This window comes from Bacteroides salyersiae WAL 10018 = DSM 18765 = JCM 12988, from assembly GCF_000381365.1.
Classification (GTDB): Bacteria; Bacteroidota; Bacteroidia; order Bacteroidales; family Bacteroidaceae; genus Bacteroides; species Bacteroides salyersiae.
The window spans coordinates 2,848,093-2,867,229 of the sequence record NZ_KB905466.1 but is presented as its reverse complement, the minus strand read 5'-3'; the positions used below and the strand labels follow the sequence as shown (position 1 = coordinate 2,867,229).

General features: G+C 41.4%; 17 protein-coding genes. 5 read left to right on the top strand and 12 right to left on the bottom strand.

Features of this window, described 5'->3' with window-relative positions; all coding sequences use genetic code 11:
* The first annotated feature begins 83 nt into the window (after nt 1-83).
* Nucleotides 84-2,039, top strand: coding sequence for an FG-GAP repeat domain-containing protein (locus HMPREF1532_RS10455; protein WP_005928760.1), 1,956 nt, complete (start codon nt 84-86; stop codon nt 2,037-2,039).
* 33 nt (nt 2,040-2,072) lie between these two features.
* On the opposite strand, the gene HMPREF1532_RS10450 is transcribed toward HMPREF1532_RS10455, so the two are convergent.
* The gene (locus HMPREF1532_RS10450; protein WP_240059876.1) at nt 2,073-2,918 is read right to left on the bottom strand and encodes a helix-turn-helix domain-containing protein; all 846 of its coding nucleotides are present in this window, start codon (nt 2,916-2,918) and stop codon (nt 2,073-2,075) included.
* Nucleotides 2,919-3,000: 82 nt separating this feature from the next.
* On the opposite strand from HMPREF1532_RS10450, the gene HMPREF1532_RS10445 reads away from it, so the two are divergent.
* Nucleotides 3,001-3,657: a YczE/YyaS/YitT family protein gene (locus HMPREF1532_RS10445; RefSeq protein WP_025819234.1), complete on the top strand. Its 657-nt coding sequence runs from the start codon at nt 3,001-3,003 to the stop codon at nt 3,655-3,657.
* Nucleotides 3,658-3,689: 32 nt separating this feature from the next.
* On the opposite strand, the gene HMPREF1532_RS10440 is transcribed toward HMPREF1532_RS10445, so the two are convergent.
* From HMPREF1532_RS10440 to HMPREF1532_RS10400, 9 genes are all read right to left on the bottom strand, one after another.
* Entirely contained in the window at nt 3,690-3,902 is a 213-nt protein-coding gene (locus HMPREF1532_RS10440) for a helix-turn-helix domain-containing protein (RefSeq protein ID WP_005928752.1), read from the bottom strand.
* Between the two features lie 23 nt (nt 3,903-3,925).
* On the bottom strand, nt 3,926-4,573 hold the full coding sequence (locus HMPREF1532_RS10435; protein ID WP_005928749.1) for a DUF2975 domain-containing protein: 648 nt from the start codon (nt 4,571-4,573) through the stop codon (nt 3,926-3,928).
* Nucleotides 4,574-4,584: 11 nt separating this feature from the next.
* A complete protein-coding gene (locus HMPREF1532_RS10430) occupies nt 4,585-5,235 on the bottom strand; it encodes a DUF2975 domain-containing protein (protein WP_005928746.1) in 651 nt (216 codons plus the stop codon).
* A 5-nt stretch (nt 5,236-5,240) separates the two neighbouring features.
* Nucleotides 5,241-6,059 carry a CPBP family intramembrane glutamic endopeptidase gene (locus tag HMPREF1532_RS10425; RefSeq protein ID WP_005928742.1) on the bottom strand — a complete coding sequence of 273 codons (819 nt, stop codon included), beginning with the start codon at nt 6,057-6,059 and terminating at the stop codon, nt 5,241-5,243.
* 37 nt (nt 6,060-6,096) lie between these two features.
* The gene (locus tag HMPREF1532_RS10420; protein WP_005928740.1) at nt 6,097-6,603 is read right to left on the bottom strand and encodes a DUF3836 domain-containing protein; all 507 of its coding nucleotides are present in this window, start codon (nt 6,601-6,603) and stop codon (nt 6,097-6,099) included.
* Between the two features lie 598 nt (nt 6,604-7,201).
* On the bottom strand, nt 7,202-8,125 hold the full coding sequence (ribF, locus tag HMPREF1532_RS10415; protein ID WP_005928737.1) for a riboflavin biosynthesis protein RibF: 924 nt from the start codon (nt 8,123-8,125) through the stop codon (nt 7,202-7,204).
* A 7-nt stretch (nt 8,126-8,132) separates the two neighbouring features.
* Nucleotides 8,133-8,759, bottom strand: coding sequence for an HAD family hydrolase (locus tag HMPREF1532_RS10410; protein WP_005928735.1), 627 nt, complete (start codon nt 8,757-8,759; stop codon nt 8,133-8,135).
* Between the two features lie 3 nt (nt 8,760-8,762).
* Complete coding sequence (locus HMPREF1532_RS10405; RefSeq protein WP_005928733.1) at nt 8,763-11,447, bottom strand: calcium-translocating P-type ATPase, PMCA-type; 2,685 nt, start codon at nt 11,445-11,447, stop codon at nt 8,763-8,765.
* A gap of 80 nt (nt 11,448-11,527) precedes the next feature.
* A complete protein-coding gene (locus HMPREF1532_RS10400; protein ID WP_005928731.1) occupies nt 11,528-12,094 on the bottom strand; it encodes a hypothetical protein in 567 nt (188 codons plus the stop codon).
* A gap of 138 nt (nt 12,095-12,232) precedes the next feature.
* On the opposite strand from HMPREF1532_RS10400, the gene rd reads away from it, so the two are divergent.
* Complete coding sequence (gene rd / locus HMPREF1532_RS10395) at nt 12,233-12,394, top strand: rubredoxin (RefSeq protein WP_005928729.1); 162 nt, start codon at nt 12,233-12,235, stop codon at nt 12,392-12,394.
* 81 nt (nt 12,395-12,475) lie between these two features.
* On the opposite strand, the gene HMPREF1532_RS10390 is transcribed toward rd, so the two are convergent.
* On the bottom strand, nt 12,476-14,173 hold the full coding sequence (locus HMPREF1532_RS10390) for a Na/Pi cotransporter family protein (RefSeq protein WP_005928727.1): 1,698 nt from the start codon (nt 14,171-14,173) through the stop codon (nt 12,476-12,478).
* Between the two features lie 85 nt (nt 14,174-14,258).
* Between HMPREF1532_RS10390 and HMPREF1532_RS10385 the strand changes: the two genes are divergently transcribed.
* Together HMPREF1532_RS10385 and HMPREF1532_RS10380 are read left to right on the top strand one after the other, a co-directional pair.
* Nucleotides 14,259-15,932 (top strand): nucleoside kinase, encoded by a 1,674-nt coding sequence (locus tag HMPREF1532_RS10385; RefSeq protein WP_005928724.1) that lies wholly within the window; start codon nt 14,259-14,261, stop codon nt 15,930-15,932.
* 117 nt (nt 15,933-16,049) lie between these two features.
* Nucleotides 16,050-17,603: a sensor histidine kinase gene (locus HMPREF1532_RS10380; protein WP_005928720.1), complete on the top strand. Its 1,554-nt coding sequence runs from the start codon at nt 16,050-16,052 to the stop codon at nt 17,601-17,603.
* Between the two features lie 100 nt (nt 17,604-17,703).
* Here HMPREF1532_RS10380 and HMPREF1532_RS10375 read toward each other — a convergent pair whose 3' ends face one another.
* Nucleotides 17,704-19,074 carry an aminopeptidase P family protein gene (locus HMPREF1532_RS10375; RefSeq protein WP_005928717.1) on the bottom strand — a complete coding sequence of 457 codons (1,371 nt, stop codon included), beginning with the start codon at nt 19,072-19,074 and terminating at the stop codon, nt 17,704-17,706.
* Nucleotides 19,075-19,137: the final 63 nt, after the last annotated feature.

Below are 19,137 nucleotides of genomic sequence, written 5' to 3'. Positions count from 1 at the left end.
TACTACTAAAAAATTTACTACTTAGCAGCTTACTACTGACCATGAGTTATTCTGATTAATATTAACTATTAAATATTCACGCTATGAAAATTAGAAAATTACTATCGACAATGGCATTGAGCGCTATAGTAGCCTCGAATGCACTGGCAACAGAACCTGTAAAAGTGGAATGGGGAGATCCCGTCAAACAACCTTGGGGAGACCCCAGCGACCCGGAAGGGGCAAATGTATGCTCCTGGTTCCAATGGGGACAGGATTTATGGTTCGATTATAACAACGACGGATACATGGATCGCTTTGTTATCGGTGGAAAACACGAAGATTTGGGACATGCATATCTGTTCAGAAATGAAGAGGGAAGCGAATTCACAAACATACCGGTCGATATCCCCAAATTGGAAATTGCCGGAGCGGTGGTCTTAGATTTTGACAACGACGGTATCATGGACCTCTACGTGCAAGGAAAAAGAGCAACCGATAACGGCCGGGAAAACTATACAGCCATTTGGAGAGGAACGGGAGACCCGGAAAATCCTTTTGAGCATGCGGTTCAGCAAGAAATAGACGAATTGGGCATCGGAGAAAGCGAAGGCCAACACCGGGGATATTTCTGTGCAGCCGGCGACTATGACAATGATGGCTGGACAGATTTATTCATGACCGGCTGGGCGCGTAAAGACGAAAGCTGGCACGTCATTCTATACCGGAATAATCAGGGAACCTTCGAAGAGGTACAAAATCCGGTAGGAGAAAACGGTGAAGGGATCGAGCCTTTCAAGACAATCACAACCGGTTCTATCTACTTGAGTGACTTAAACAAAGACGGTTATCTCGACCTCATTGTCTCCGGAAACGATCAGACCAATGGCTGGGTGGCTACAACTACCATCTACTTTAATAATGGTGACGGAACTTTCCGCGAAACAACCCAACAAGGCTTCTTTGAAGGACAAAAAAGCGGTACCACCTTTACCGCAGATGTCAATAACGACGGCTATCCGGATATTCTGGAGTTTGGAGACTTTAAAAACAGCGAAACAGAAACTCAAAACACCATCGGTAACCTATATATCAACAATGGTGACGGAACTTTTGCCGAACCTTTAAAAACCGAAGTGACTCAGTTGTTGGCAGCCAGAGCCGTACCGGCTGTAGGTGACATCAATAACGATGGAAAAATCGACATTATGATTCAGTGTGGCTGGTCATCGACAGACGGACAGACCGAAACAGAATATTCACTTACCAACCTGTATTACAACAACGGAGACAATAGTTTTACCCGTGAATACCTGAATGACAATGTTAACTCTCACGAATCCGATGTTAACTTCGTTGATTTCAACCATGACGGTGCTTTGGACTACTCTATCAGTGGATGGGGACCGAAAGAACCTAACTGGTTCAACCGGGTCGTTCCTAACAATCTGACCAGCGATCTGGCCATGAACGAAGCTCCGAAGTTCGTGAATGATGCAGATGTGCAAGTAAAAGAAGAAGATTCCGACGTAATCATCTCTTGGGGAAGTGCAACAGATGATACCACTCCGGCAGAAGCAATCCGTTACAATATATACATCAAAGCCAAAAAAGCGGATGAATTCGGAACTACCTATACATATACCTATGTTCCTGCCAACATTGAAACCAATCTTCAACTCGGAAACACCACTTATGACTCCAAAGTAAGCGCGCGTTTAATCAACGGTCAGCAAATCCGCATGAAAGGTTTCAATACTACCGATTATGAATTTGCCGTGCAGCCGGTAGATAACGGTAATCTTGGCGGCAAATTTGTCGTGGCAAGTTCCAAGGATACCGGCATCAAACAAGCTCAAGCCGTAAACGCAAAAGTATATGCTGCCAATGGTAAAATCATCATCGAAAGCGATATTTGTGCAGACTATACAATCGTTACAACCGATGGCAAACCGGTGGCAAACGGTACATGCAATCAGAAAGCCGACGAAACGGTAAACAACGGCATCTATATTGTAAAAGTAGCCGGTACTATGCACAAAGTGTGCGTACTGCCTTAATCCGGCACATTAACCTATTGACACATTGGCACATTATTTTCTCAACTGTGAAGGCGCTATATGATACCGCTCTTTAAATTTTCGGGAAAAATGTGCCAATGTTTCAAAACCCAACTCCCAATAAATATCCGATGGTTTCAGATTTTCTTCCGTTATCTTCTGATAAGCCACTTCAAGCCGTTTAGCTATTAACCATTTATTGGGTGTGGTACCGAAAAGCCGTACAAACTCCCGACGGAAAGTGGAAAGACTCCTGCCGGAAAACTCGGCAAAATGTTCCAAAGGTGCATTAAACATATAATTTGCATTCATAAACTCCACCAAATCTTTCTGAATATCCAGTTGACCGGAAAAAAGAGCCGAAACAATTTCCTTATCTATAAAAGTCAACAGATGCAAACATTCTTCTAACTTCAACTCAACCAGCTTTTTATCGGGCTTTACCTCCTCATCCGCATAAACAGCCAAGGAAGAAAAGAGAGCTTTCAGCAGAGTATTCTCACCGATCTTCCGAAAATAAAATGAAGTAGAGCAGGAATACACGGGAATCAAATTATTCTGCGCATATGTTTTCAGAAACTTTTCTGTAAGATTCAAACATAACAAACGAAAACGGCCGCTTTTTCCGGGTAATATCCGTATTTTTGAAAATCCACCACGATTTACAAACAAATAATCTCCCTCCTTCGCGGTAAGTGTCTCCCCACAGCAAGACAAGGTAATCGTTCCGCCTTCCGCTACCTTTATCAGCTTATAATTGCGTTCGTACAACTCTTTCTGTGTCGGCTTGTCATAACACACAAAATAGAAAGGTTCTTCTGATTTTCGAAATTCACGCTGTTGATTCATACCGGCAAAGGTAACAAATCTGACTCTCACAGACAACAAACTTTGAAACTTAGCGATAAATTTACCAAAGAAGAATTGCTTAATTTTGCCGCCGAAAAGAAAAGTAATAAAGATGTCAAAAAAAGAAACGGTAAGAAGATACACACTATTCACCATCGGACTATTCACAAATGCAGTAGGTATCAGTTTAATTATCAAAGCAGGTCTCGGTTCCTCTCCCATTTCCAGTTTACCCTACACCATCAGCTTAGGATTCCCTGTCACTTTGGGAACATTGACTTTTATCCTGAATCTGCTCCTCATAACGGGACAAATGCTATTATTAAAAAAAGATTTCCAGAAAAAGCAATGGCTACAGCTCCCCATTTCCGTCCTTTTCGGCTTTTTCATAGACATATCCATGCTTATGCTGTCATGGGTCGTGCCCGAATTTTATCTTTGGAAAATAACAACTCTGGTCTTGGGCTGTATCATCTTGGGGTTAGGGGTAAGTCTGGAAGTAATAGCCAATGTGGTAATGCTATCCGGAGAAGCATTCGTACATGCAATCTCACAGAAAAAGAAGAAAGAATTCGGATGGGTAAAAATAGGTTTTGACTGCACGTTAATGACACTGGCATGCATCACATCGCTGCTATTGTCCGGTGGAGTGACGGGAGTACGCGAAGGCACCATCATTGCGGCATTACTTGTCGGGATAGTAGCCCGGTACTTCAACCATAAGCTGACTTTCCTGCAGAAAAGGCTTCCTGATCCGGTTCATCTGTAAACTAAATTGCACCGAACAGGAAGCCCCTCCTTTTATTCGTCGCCTTCCTTATACTCCAAAATATCTCCCGGTTGGCAATCCAACTCCTTACAAATAGCTTCAAGCGTAGAAAACCGGATCGCTTTTGCCTTACCGGTTTTCAAGATCGAAAGATTAGCAGGTGTAATATCCACCTTTTCCGCCAACTCGCCCAAAGAGATTTTTCTTCGGGCCATCATAATATCAAGGTTTACTATTATAGCCATAATTTCTTTATTTTCAGTTTAGGTCAAATGGTCAGTTCCTGTTCCTCTTGCAACTTCACACCCAATGCAAAAATCTCGGCGAAAAGCAACATCAGGAACATATCACTCCAGCTTATAGCAAATTCATAATTGCTTATCACATATCCGGGCACTGTAGTCTGACTGGCTATACAATGATATACCAACCAATCATACAATGAGATGAAGGCCAAAGAGCCATTGATAGTATATACGAATATGCGCAATCTACGCGCATTTTTCCGCGTAAATATTTCATGCTTAAATACAGAAATCAACAATTTAATAAAGTTGACAGCCCCCCAAATAAGCAACGGAAGAATCGGCAAAAACAAAATTCCGAAAAGCCCCATCCACCAGGGAACCCACCCGCAAGCGATCACTTTCTTCACTGCGTAAGGGGTCTGCACGTCAAAACGGGTGTTTTGTACAGAATCTAAAGTCAATTGATCATCAGCCGGCATTATATTCAGTTCCTGCACAAACTTTGTCCCAATCTGACTTCCTGTTTCCACCTGTTCTTGTATCAGTTCCGTTCTCTTTTCTACCAAAGTACGCGGATTGGTATGTCCCCACATATCAATAAATGCAGTTACCATTTCTACCGCCATAAATAATAATGTAAAAAAAGCTAAAAAACTAATTCTTTTCATAACCTCTTTCTTTAAATAGTCAAATCCTGCTCCTCTTTCATCTTCAATCCGATAGCGAAGACCTCACCAACGATCAATGCAACCAGCCCCAGGACTAAAGTCAATTTAGAAACAAGACCGGACAAATTCACTGAATAACCGGATATAGAAAATACCCCCGATAACTCATAAGCGGAAATATAAGCAGGAAAAGCCGAACAAATAAAATTAAGAATGAGTATAGCCCCTAACCAACGAAGCCGCCGGACATTCTTCCAATCAAATATTCTGGACTTATTGATGGCAATAATCAATTTGGCAAAAAATACCACAGAGAAGATCATGGTGAAAATCCCTATAAAGTTACACATCATGGTGATAAACTTCAGCCAGATATTGACAGGTGTATTCACACTCACAACCAGTTTACCATAAATAGCCGGAACGAACTCGCCCATTTTCTCATTATAAACCGAATCTTTCAAGTTTGCAAAGTTATCCGGAAACAAGGCAATGCTCTTCATATTATTCGTCTTCTGAAACTGCTCCTTGTTGTCAACATGGTTCATACCCGCCCGAAAGCCATCTACAAACGCACTACTAATGTAGTAAGCGGACTCGAATACCGAGTAGCAGAATACCAGCATCACCAATAAACAAAGTATATTCAATCTTTTTTTCATGGCTATCAATCGTTATCAGTCAATATTTCTATGTCAGTATCTTTTTTCCAGGGATAAGATATCGTGGTCCGTTTCATCAGCCAATAACATCCAACCAATAATACAACAGCCACGCAAGTAATTATCAAACTGGCCGTTCCTCCAACAAGAGCATCCATATCATCCACGCCGGGATATTTTATATTAAGATATACCGAAATACTATTATTCAATATGTGCATCAGAATACAAGGCAGCAAACTGGCCGTTTTATAATACACCCACGCCAACAAAAGCCCGATGAGAAATGCAGCAACCACCTGTATCGGATTGATATGGAAAATGCCGAATATAAATGCGGAAATCAGAATTGCTTTTGCTGGATCGTACTGCTTCAACAAGGCTTTGGTGATAGCACCGCGAAACAACAGTTCTTCAAGAACAGGCCCTGCCACGGCGATAGCCAAGATACCTCCCCAACCGGATTGCAGAATATCGAAAGTCTGCTCCATTATGTTGGGCAACCACTCCATATGAGAAATTAATGTAGAAACCAGCCATGAACATGAGAGAAGACTAACAACACTCAGTCCCAAATAAGAAGGGGATACCGCAGACCAGGTTGTTTTCTCTTTACTTATATAGCCTGCTTTCCAAAGATAGATTACCATCAACAGGATTCCCGTCATCTGTGCCGGAATAATGATCATCTGCATCAGCGAATCTTTGTCTACCGCACCGGTAGTGGCCAGTAAATAAATTATACAAGGGACAACCATCAACATCGGTGCCAAAATCTGTAGAAATCCAAAGTAAATAAGGACTAATTGTATAGCAGTTTTCATCTCATTCTGTATTTAAAGGAGTACAAAGATAATTGTTTTAATTCATACTGTCAGCTTCCAATGCCAGATAATCCCCGCACAATAAGTATTGATCGGCTTCCCAATTTTCCTCTACCGGATTCCATTTATAAAGCACATATGACAGAATATCATTTTCAAAACCTCTGTTATATACGGCTTTCTGGCAGTTTAATGAAAAATCCTGCGTTTGGTTATCCCATGCCGCATACTCTACAATAGAATTATTTCCCGACTCGGACATACTGATCAAGTAATAAGGTATCCATTTCCGTTCACTTGCATTCCAACGGTATGCTTTCTTCGTCTCCTTATTGCCTTTTGTTTCCTTATTATATTCGTATTTAAGTTTCGGAGTCAGATACTTTCCACTTTTGTCAAGAGTATACACAGTTTCCGAATTTTCACTCTTATCATAAATAAACTTTGAAGAGGCCTGTGCATTAATTGCAGAGCTACACAAAAACAGGGCTAACATTGAGATGGATACAACCAACATCGAGATACTCATAAATGACTTTTTCATAAGACTATATTTTTAATTGTTATTCAATGATTATTTATCGTTTTTCGATATGCAAAGAAAGATATATTTTTTAAACCCACAAAGTAAATCGATAAAAAATTATCGAAAAACAATAAAAAAAGTGCGTTTTTCGATATTTTCCACCTATTTTTCGATAATCATACGAAAAATATGAGTTTTACGAGGTGGGAAAAGGGAATACCAACCCGAAAAATGATCCGCAGAGAGAGTAACTGACAACAGCAATTCAGTTCCAAATACAGTATATGAAAACAGTCATTAGTCGTTTGTAACTATTTAACATCAATCACTCACTCCTAAAAGAAAAGTAAGAAGGTATTCGGAAATGAAAAATACGAACAGGAAAGTAGATATACAACACATTAGTTATCAACATATTAATCACTCATACTTTTCCCCATAGAGAAAAAGAGTGAAACTCGTAGAGAAAGAGGTCGTTTCTCTACGAGGAACGGTTCAAAACTCTACGACCAATAAGAGGTCTATTTATAAAATACAACAAAAAGTACAGCAAGCAGAAAAAGCCTGCTCCTATCATGTAAGAAAAAGTCCAAAAAAAATAAAAGAATGACAATAGTTACAGCAATAATGCCTCTACAGTTGCCGCATCCTTATGAAGCTGTTCGATAAGTGCATCTATCCCATCGAATTTCATTTCAGAACGGATACGTTGTACAAAAGAGATACGGATAAACTTATCATAAATATCAGAATGAAAATGAAGAATATGTACCTCGATACTCCGGTTCATACCATTATCAAGAGTAGGCCGATGTCCGATATTCAACATTCCGGCATAAATACGGCCATCAAAACTGACATGAACTGCATATACACCATCTGCCGGTATAAGTTTATCCGGATCGTCCACATTCAAATTAGCAGTAGGAAAACCGATCTTACGTCCTACCTGATATCCTCCCACAACGATACCATCCAGAAAATAATCATATCCAAGACAACGGTTTGCCATGCTCACATCTCCTAAATGCAAATAATCGCGTATGGCGGAAGAGCTGATATGAAGATCATTATATATGTACGCGCGCGCGAGGATAACCTGCATCCCAATCGCTTCACCATAACGGCGATACTCTTCGAAGCCCTCACTGCGATTATGACCGAAGCGATGATCGTAGCCAATCACGAGCGCCTCTACCCGATAACGTTCTTTCAAAATATCGGTCATGAATTCTCTGGCGGTAAGTTGTGAAACCGCCGGAGTAAAATCAAGCATGATGCAGTAATCGACCCCGGTTTCAGAAAGCAATGCTGTTTTCTCATCCAAAGTAGTCAGTAACTCCGGACGATAGTCCGTCTTCATCACTTTACGGGGATGAACAGGAAAAGTAATCAATGCCGAACGCATTCCACGAGCAGCCGCCACCTCTTTCACCTGTTCGATCAGGAAACGGTGTCCGGCATGTACTCCATCAAAGAATCCGATGGTAGCTACACAAAGTTCGGACAATATATCCGGTATATCACTAATAATCTGCATCAGTAAGCTATCTCTTCAAGTTAAAAATAGAACTCCAATCTTCACCAGCCTGCGGTGTATAGGTAGAAATACCTAATTTCTGTGCCGCCTGACAGTTTGCTTCGGAATCATCTATAAAAAAAGTCTCTTTCGGGTCGATATTGGCATCAGCAAGCACCGTCTCGAATATCTCCGCATCGGGCTTCACCATCCTCATTTCAAATGAGAGATATATTTTTTCAAAATAATCTTCCACCCGGAAGCCCCGATAAGGAAAGGCATGCTCGCAAGACCACCTCCAATGTATCTCATTGGTATTGCTCAGAAGATAAACGACATATTTTTCACGAAGTTTCAGCAACAAATCGAGTTTATAAGTCGGTACATCCACCAAAAAAGAGTTCCATGCCTCATCAATCTGCTGATCGGTCAACGACTTTGACGCCATCTCCCGAATGCTGTCCCGGAATTCCGCAGAAGTGATCAATCCCTTTTCCTGCTGCATAAAAATCCCTTGCTGATGATAGACATTCAATAGTTCATCTACATTTTGCAGGCCCAGTTTCCTAAAATTCTCTATACAACGCTGACGATCGAGATTGATCAAGACACCGCCAAAATCAATAAGAAGGTTTTTAATTCCTTTAGCTTTCATTCCTTATTTATGTATTAAACGCTGAACGAAACGAATAAGTTCTCCCACCCATAAAACAAGTGACGAAGCCCCTATTATCACTAACCACGTTTGCCAATCGAGCGGTTCCGTACGGAACACAGCTCCACCGAACTGCACAATGAGAATCTGACCACCCAAAATGGCAATCACAATCAATTCCATTCCATAAGACTTGGTAAGTCCTTTGAAAGCAGAGTCGTTCGTTCCAAATACACGGGCATTGAACAGGTTCCAGAATTGCAACATGACAAAGAAAGTAAAGAAAATAGTAAGCCGGTGTACCGTCATTCCACTTTCAGCATTCGTAAAATAGTAAATCATTCCCATCAATACGATCAAAAAGACAGTACCGACTCCGAATATGTTGTATCGCATCGCTTTGCTGATAATAAAATCAGTGCTACGACGCGGCTTTTCATTCATTACATCCTCACTGGGCGGAATCGAAGCAAGAGCCAGAGCAGCAAAAGTATCCATAATAAGGTTCACCCACAGCATTTGAGTTACGGTCAAAGGCAAGGCTGTCCCCACGAACGATCCGAGCAGCACAATGAGCAACGCCACAAAATTGATGGTAAGCTGGAATACGATAAAACGCTGAATGTTTTTATAAAGCGAACGTCCCCACATAACGGCGGTTCCAATGCTATTGAACGAATCATCCAGCAATGTAATATCACTGGCCTCTTTGGCAACGGAAGTTCCCGTACCCATTGAAAGTCCTACCTGCGCATGATTCAAAGCAGGTGCATCGTTTGTTCCGTCACCGGTTACGGCAACAACGGCTCCTTTTTGCTGAAGCAGTTGTACCAAACGCTGTTTATCGGTAGGCCGGGCACGGGACATTATTTTCAAGTCCATCACCCGATCCAAAGCCTCCTCATCCGTGAGATCTGCAAATGCAGTGCCCGTAATTCGATTACGCTCCGTATCTTCCGGTTTCCAAAGTCCGATCTGCCGAGCTATTTCCGTAGCGGTACCCGGAGTATCACCTGTCACTATCTTAACATCGATGCCTGCCGATTGACATTTTGCCACAGCAGCAGGTACATCAGGGCGGATCGGATCGGAAATGGCAACCACTCCCAAGAAGTTCAGGTCATTTTCCGCAACCAATGCCACACAATCATCCGGAGCATGATCGTCCACTATTTTAAAAGCAAAACCCAAAGTACGCATCGCCATATTCTGATACCCTAACAACTGTTCTTCCACAGTGGAACGATATTCCGTTGCATCTATCCGTTTGCCATCGAGCACCACCTCTTTACATTTTCCCAACACGATCTCAGGCGCACCTTTTATATACAATACCTTCTTCCCGATGAGAGGAGACTGTACCAATGTTGCCATAAATTTACGCTCGGTAGAAAAAGTAAGCTGGTCCAACACACCAGCTTGTTCACGCAACTCCAAATAATTACGGTGTTGAGAATTCAGCCACAGCAACAACGCGACTTCTGTCGGATTACCGACACCTTTCGGCTTGCCACCATCGTCCGTTTCTTCAAGAAAAGCCGTAGAGTTGACACTGATTCCCTCCATTACCAACTTACTGATATCGTCATCCGAAAGGATACCTCTCTCTTTCAATGCATAGAAACCGGGCTCGTACACCTGCATCAAATTTTGTGTCAATGTACCGGTCTTATCCGTACAGATAACGGTAATAGCTCCCATTGTTTCACAAGCATGCATTTTGCGTACAAGATTATTAGTAGAAAGCATACGCCGCATATTCAATGCCAAGCTAAGGGTAACACTCATCGGAAGCCCCTCGGGGACAGCAACAACAATCAGCGTTACGGCCATCATAAAATATTTCAATACAATCTGGGCGATGGCCATGTAATGGTGCCACCCGCTAATCTCATTCGCCGAAATATATTGGTACAAATCTTTGGAAACAAAAACAATAAAAGTAGCGGCAGCTACCGTAAAGCCTATCTTGCCAATCAGTTTAGCCAGTTTAGTCAACTGTATATTCAAAGGAGTAGGCTCCCCGCTCTGTTCCGTACTTTGGCGGGCTACTTTCCCAATCTCAGTGGCATCTCCTACCTGAAGCACTTTCATCATACCATGTCCATCGACTACCGTCGTACCGCGCATCACCCTATTGGAAGCATACGTAGCCTCTTCATCAAAATCGGCTTTGATAATCGTTTTATTAATAACCGGTTCACCCGTCAAGTTCGATTCATTGACTTGCAATGAGATAGCTTCTATCAGTTCACCATCAGCAGGAATCTCTTCTCCGGTTTCGAGTACTACTATATCCCCCACAACCACATCCTTACGGGGAATCTCCTGAATCTTTCCGTTCCGAATCACCTTTACCAAGGTTTCTTCATTGACAGCATTCAGCAAGTCAAATTTCTTGTTCGCATCATACTCAAAAAAGAAACCGATACCAGTAGCCAGCAAAATAGCAGCTATGATACCGATGGTTTCTGCATACTCATTCTCTATGATTGAGATAATCAATGAAAAAACAGCAGCCACAAGTAATACGCGTACAACAGGGTCTTCAAATTTTTCCAGATAGAGTTTCCAGAGGGAAGGGCGCTTAGGAGGTGTCAATAAGTTTACACCATTTTTTTCTCTACTTTGTAAAACCTCACTATCTGTAAGGCCTAAATGATAATAATCATCGTTCTTTGCAGTCATTCAGATACATACGTTAAGTTTAAGTCACAAAAATACAACATTAAATTGGTATAGAATGTTTATTAGTTTTTTTTAAGGAGTCAGTTCTCTTTGCTTCTCAATTGCTGCAAAGCATGTTCGGCACGCTTTTGACGAGTAATATCATGTACAGTAATAACCATCCGGTCCTCGCCATTCAATAAAAGATAGTTTCCCGAAACAATTGTATCACACTCTACCGATTCGTAATTAGAAGTATAGATGTTCAAAATAACTTCCAAGTCGGTAAAATTTGCTTTCTTATCAAAAGCACTTTGAATAGCACAACGCACAGGGCAAGTACCACAAAGTTCGTGTGTACCGCATCCGCCCGATGCAGACAAAGCATTACGGCATTGTAGCAAATCACCGACTTTCTTTTCAGCCGATCCTTTTCTGGTTCCGGTACGCCTGTAATAATTTGTATTCAATACAGTGAAGCTTGAATCGATCAACAATACAAAAGCATGTACGCTTCTCAATACCGCCCCTGCAATATAACTTGTCTTTTTCAATTCATCCGCCTCTTTCTGCAATGCCCGGCGTGTCTGCATCCACTTTCTTCTCTCCCAAAGGAAAGCGATTAAAAGAACTAAACATAAAGTAATTAAGAAGATTTCTATAACCATAATTCTTTTAATAGCTGATTGTTACACCTATCTTGTGACAAAGATACTTATTTTTATCAGATAAAAAAGAAAGCTCGATGAACAATATCCGGTTTTTCTCCGTTATATTATATGGTAAACTATTAAAAAATAAAACATATGAAGTACATTTGCACTGTATGCGAATACATTTACGACCCAGAATTGGGCGATCCGGAAAGTGGTATTGAACCAGGTACAGCCTTCGAAGACATTCCAGATGATTGGGTATGTCCGCTCTGTGGGGTAGGAAAAGAAGATTTCGAACCGTACGAAGGGTAATTGAAAGGGAGATGTGAGATGGGAGAATTGAGAAGTAGCTGCGCTATTATGCTGCATAGCAATTCTCCCATCTCCCTTTATTTATGATGCTTTTTTCTCCTTCACATCACTGCTTGCTTCTACTACATTGACTACATAGTCTCCAAGCTTTTCGCATTCTGCAATAATGTCCATGTAATAAACACCCATCTGATAATCGTATTCCTTATTATTGACATCCAAAATGTTCTGGTTCTTCAATTGGTTACGATAATTATTTATTTCATTTTCGATGTTAAACGATTTATTGACATCGATGCTGTGATGTTCCGGTTTTTCTACGACAACAATCATTTGTTCCAAAGCATCGTTTGTGAGTTTCATCATAAAATGGATATGTTCATACTGCTTTTCGGTAAAGTCCTGATTGGTCTGTCGCTTACGATTGATTGTACGCGCCAGATTATAGCAACTATCACCAATACTTTCAATCTCCGTTACTTCACGAAGCATGGCACGTATCTGCAATTTACTTTCCGAACTTAAACGTCCTTCGGAAACCTGATTCAGATAGTTAGCTATTTCCAATTCCATATTATCGCTAATATTTTCATACTTCTCTACACGGCTGAACACTTTATTAAAATCATCATCCTTATCCGTATGGAGAAGATCCTGTACCATGCCAAACATCCGATGCGTCCGTTCTGCAAAAAGATGAATCTCCTTACGGGCCTGGAGAATAGAAAGTTCTGCCGTAGAAAGCATACCGCCGGTAATGAATCGCAAACGCGGTTCTTCATCCTCCTCTTTCGGACGGATAATAGCACACACCGTACGTTCTATTAATTTTACCCCCCATATCAATAAACAAACGTTGCATATATTAAAGATAGAGTGGAAAGCGGACAACTTATAAGAGATAGCGACTTCTGCGCTTCCCGGATGGAAGAAAGTATCGACTACCCAATTAACAAAAGTCATAAACGGATGGAAAATAATCAATACCCAGATAACGCCGAACACATTGAATACCAAGTGCGCCAACGCTGCCCGTTTGGCCTGCGAATTGGCAGTAAGAGCAGCCAGATTAGCGGTAATAGTAGTACCGATATTCTCACCCAACACCAATGCCGCTCCAAGTTCGAGACTAATCCAACCATTAGCACACATTATCAAAGTAATAGCCATGGTTGCCGCAGAAGCCTGTACAATCATTGTCAATATCGTACCGATAAAAAGGAACAGGAGCACAGAGAAAAAACCCATATCCGTATAATTCTGTACAAAAGCCAACATATCGGGGTTAGCATTCAGATCGGGAGCATTACTTTTTAAATAAGCAAGTCCCATGAAAAGGAAAGAAAAGCCAAAAATAAATTCACCGACAGACTTGCGGTTACTTTTTCCGGAAAAGATAAGTGGAAGTGCAATGGCCAGAAGCGGGAGAGCAAAAGCAGACATATCGACTTTAAAACCAAATATGGAAATGATCCAGGCAGTAACCGTAGTACCGATATTAGCTCCCATAATCACACTGATAGACTCGGTTAGAGTCAACAACCCGGCATTTACGAAACTAACCACCATTACTGTTGTTGCCGACGAGGATTGGATAAGGGCGGTTATTAGCACTCCTGTTAAAACGCCTGTTACCCGATTGGTGGTCATTGCTGTCAGAATACTTCGTAATCTGTCACCTGCGACTTTTTGTAAGCCCTCGCTCATTATTTTCATTCCATAAAGGAAAAGCCCTAATGAACCGATGAGCTTTAAAAAATCATAAAAAGAATATTCCATCTATAATTATTTTAATAGTTGTTTGTTCTCTAACCGATTATGTCTATATTTATCCAATTCTATTTTAACCCCTTAAAAAGCCAAAATGAAACAGATGTTACAAATATATTGCAAAAATAATAATATTTCTAAAGAATTCCCTATTGGCAGTTCACTTTTGGATATTTATTACGGTTTTAATCTTAATTTTCCCTATCAGGTTGTTAGCGCCAAGGTAAATAATCGTTCCGAAGGTCTCAACTTCCGTGTCTATAACAACAAAGATGTAGACTTTCTCGATGTAAGAGATTCTTCCGGAATGCGCACCTATGTGCGTTCGCTTTGCTTTGTATTATACAAAGCTGTCAGCGAATTGTTTCCCGATGGTAAACTTTTCGTGGAGCATCCCGTATCAAAAGGATACTTCTGTAACCTCCGCATCGGCCGTGCCATCACATTGGAAGATGTATCGCTCATCAAAAAAAGGATGCAGGAGATTATTGCCGAAAACATTCCCTACCACCGTATCGAATGCCATACTGCGGAAGCCGTACGCATTTTCAGCGAGCACGGGATGAATGACAAGGTTAAATTACTGGAAACCTCCGGTTCATTATACACCTATTATTATACGTTAGGTGATACCATCGATTATTATTATGGGAATCTGTTACCCAGTACCGGTTTTATCAAATTGTTCGATCTGGTAAAATATTACGATGGACTGCTATTACGTATTCCCAACAAAGAAAATCCGGAAATACTCGAAGAAGTAGTAAAGCAGGAAAAAATGCTCGACGTATTTAAAGAGTATCTGAACTGGAGCAACATCATGGGACTGAACAATGCCGGTGACTTTAACATGGCCTGTGAAGAAGGACATGCCACCGACCTGATCAATGTAGCAGAAGCACTGCAAGAAAAGAAAATTGCCCAAATAGCCGATACGATCTTCCATCGTGGAGAAAACGGTGACCGTATAAAATTAGTACTGATAGCCGGACCGTCTTCGTCGGGAAAGACCACTTTCAGCAAGCGTCTCTCTATCCAACTGATGACAAACGGCTTAAAGCCTTATCCGATTTCATTGGACAATTACTTTGTTGACCGCGAAGAAACTCCCCGCGATGAAAATGGAAACTATGACTATGAATCCTTATACGCCCTCGATCTGGATCTGTTCAACCGGCAACTTCAAGCATTACTCCGCGGAGAAGAAGTCGAGTTGCCGCGATTCAACTTCAACATCGGAAAAAAGGAGTACAAAGGGGACAAGCTAAAAATAGACGAACATACCATTTTAATATTGGAAGGTATTCACGCACTCAATCCGGAACTGACTCCACATATTCCGAGTGAGAATAAATTCAAAATATATGTATCGGCACTGACCACCATTTCACTGGATGACCATAACTGGATTCCTACGACAGACAACCGCCTGCTACGGCGCATCATTCGTGATTTTAATTATCGCGGATATTCGGCGCAGGAAACAATCTCTCGTTGGCCCAGTGTACGTGCCGGCGAAGATAAATGGATATTCCCTTATCAGGAAAATGCCGACGTAATGTTCAATTCCGCCCTACTTTTTGAATTTGCAGTACTGAGGCTTCATGCCGAGCCTATCCTTATGGGAGTACCACGAAATTGTCCGGAATATTGTGAAGCGTACCGGTTATTAAAATTCATAAAATATTTCACTCCCGTACAAGATAAAGAAATTCCACCAACCTCTTTGTTAAGGGAATTTTTAGGAGGAAGCAGCTTTAAATATTAACAAAGCATCATCAGGATTATCTGTAATTACAGATAATCCTGTTTTTTAATTCGTTTTCCTGCCTTAAATAATATATTTATCCTATTTTTGTGTCGGTTATAAACAAACAATATAAAGATGAAAACACCCATAGTCATCATTGCCATAATGCTCTGTTTCAATGTACTCTCTCAAGCGCAAACAACTCCAAACAGAGGACAAGAGTTAAAAGAACAAGCTCAAAACAGTCTGAGTCAGAAAGATTATATCAAAGCACGCTATCTTTTCAAGAAAGCCTATGAAGCATTTGCTGCCCGGGAAGACTATCCACAAGCCATCGAATGCGGCATAAAAGCCAACGGGCTCTATATCCGGGAAAATTTCTACAAAGAAGGGTTCGAACTCTGCCGTAGCATGGATCAACTGGTCTGGGCCGGCGAGCAGAAAACTAAAAAAACGCTGTACGACCTACGTTTTCTAATCACCAAAGAGCGTCTGCAAATGTATATTGCACTGAAAAATCCTGCACAAGCCAAACTCCAACTCGACAAGTTGGAAGAAACAGCCAAGCTTGCTAAAAACGATTCGATCAATGAAGATCTTCTTTATACAAAGACCAATTACTATTACACTTTCGGACTGAATACACAAGGAGATGCATGTTTTCGGAAGCTCATCCTCCAATACAAAGAAAAGAAAAACTATGAGAAGGTGGACGAATGTTATAAAAATCTGATATCCATAGCCCGTAAAGCAAATAATGCTGCACTGATGGGACGTACCTACGAAAACTATATTGTATGGACAGATTCGGTAAAAGCACTTACCGCCCAAGATGAACTGAATGTATTGAAAAGAAAATATGATGAAAGCCTGCAAACGATACAAGATAAAGATGATACACTATCGACCAAACAGTATGTTATCATAGGACTTTGTACCCTCGCAGCCATTCTCGTCGCCGCATTGGTACTTTTAGCATTCGTATTGCTACGTTTCATGGCTGGCAACCGAAAACTAAAAAAGAACATTCAAATAGCCAATGAACACAACGAATTGAAGACTCAATTTATCCAAAATATATCTTCGCAAATGGAACCGACCTTGAATACCCTGTCGGCCTCGGCAAACGGTTTGTCCGCGATAGCAGCGCAACAGTCCCGGCAGATACAGACTCAAGTAGGAGCATTGAAGAAATTCAGTGACGACATTCAAGAACTCTCTTCTCTTGAGAGTTCTTTAACCGAACCTTATGAAATGAACGAAATCAACGCAAATACTTTCTGTGAAGAAATAATGGAGAAGGCTAAAAACAATATAAAAGCAGACATTACGACTTCAGTAAATGCACCCAAACTACAAGTAAAAGCAAATAAAGAACAATTGGAACGCATCCTTCTCCATCTGTTGCAAAATGCCGCCTACTATACGGAAGAAGGACGTATCAGTCTCGACTTTAAAAAACGCGGTGCACATACCCATCAGTTTATCGTAACGGATACCGGTACAGGCATTCCGGCAGAGCAACAAGAAACAATCTTCAAACCTTTCACGGAAGTAAAAGACCTCACTCTGGGTGACGGATTGGGGTTACCCATTTGCTCACTTATTGCCACAAAGATGAACGGCAGTCTGACATTGGATAATAGTTATACAAAGGGAAGCCGGTTTATACTGGAACTACACGGGTAATAAAGGGAGAATGGAGATGGGAGAAGTGGCTGCGCTATCATGTTGCATAGCACTTCTCCCATCTCCATTCTCCCATCTCCCTTTATTACATCCTCTGCCTTTATACCGCTTCCACCTCTTCCGGTGTCAACGGAATCTTTTTACCTAATCGCCGGGCGCCGGTTTCGGTAATCAAATAATCTTCTTCATTACGTATACCGCCGAAATCCTTATAAGTCTCCACTTTATCATAATTGATAAAATCAGTAAATTTCTTTTCCGCTTTCCACATATCGATCAATTCGGGGATAAAGTAAATACCCGGCTCCACAGTATGCACAAAGCCCGGTTCCAAAGGAACGGCCAAACGTTGTGATTTACGCCCGAACTGCGTACTCTTCGGCTCGCCGTTATAGCCTACCCAGATTTCACCTAAATTTTCCATATCATGCACGTCCAACCCCATCATATGTCCCAATCCATGCGGATAAAACAAGGCATGAGCACCTTCCTGTACCGCATCGGCAGCATTGCCTTTCATCAAGCCAAGCCCTTTCAACCCTTCTACCAGCACACGGGCAGACAATTCATATACATCCATATACGGGATGCCCGGACGAAGCGCTTTCACCGACTCCAAATGCATTGCGTTCTGCACCTCGTACACTTCACGCTGACGAGTAGTGAATTTCTTATCGGCAGGAATAGTAGATGACATATCACCGGCATATCCCGATTCTACCTCTGCACCGGCATCAATCAAAAATAAATCACCCGATTTCACTTTATTCCCGTGATAATGGTTGTGCAATGTTTGTCCGTTAATTGTAGCAATTGTGGCAAAGGATAGTTCACAATTATTTGCCTCCGCTACCCGATTCATTTCCGCCACCACTTCATATTCATACATTCCCGGACGAAGAACTCGCATAGCAGTAATATGCATATCGGCAGTAACATCACACGCCTTTTCTATTTCGACTATTTCTTCGGCAGATTTATAATTCCGTTGGGCTATTACGGCACGGATAAATGGGATAGAACCTTCCTGACGCGCAGGCGGTATGCCCAACCAGTCCATCAGCTTCAATTTATGTTCGGCACGATAAGGGGGTAAATAATGAATAGCCTTGCCTTTCTGAACACACTTATGCAGATAATTCATAATTTCCGCAGACGGTAAGGTCTGTGTCACTCCTACCCGCTCACTTTTCTCCTTCAAAGTAGGCTGAACTCCCATCCATACAATGTCATCAATCGTCAGTTCATCACCGAAAATAATCTCTTTATCATCATCAATATCAATAATGGCAGAAAGCCCGGCAAACGGTAAGCCGAAATAATAAAGGAAAGTAGAATCCTGACGGTAACGGAACGTGTTACTCTCATAATTCAACCCATAGTCGTCATTACCAAGAAATAACAATACCCCGGAGCCTAATTTCTTTTTTAGCAGGGCTCGTCGCTGCACATACGTCTCTTTGCCAAACATAATGTTCTATTTTTTAAGTTAATGCAACAAAGATAGAGAATTTAGCGTTATACAAATAAAAAT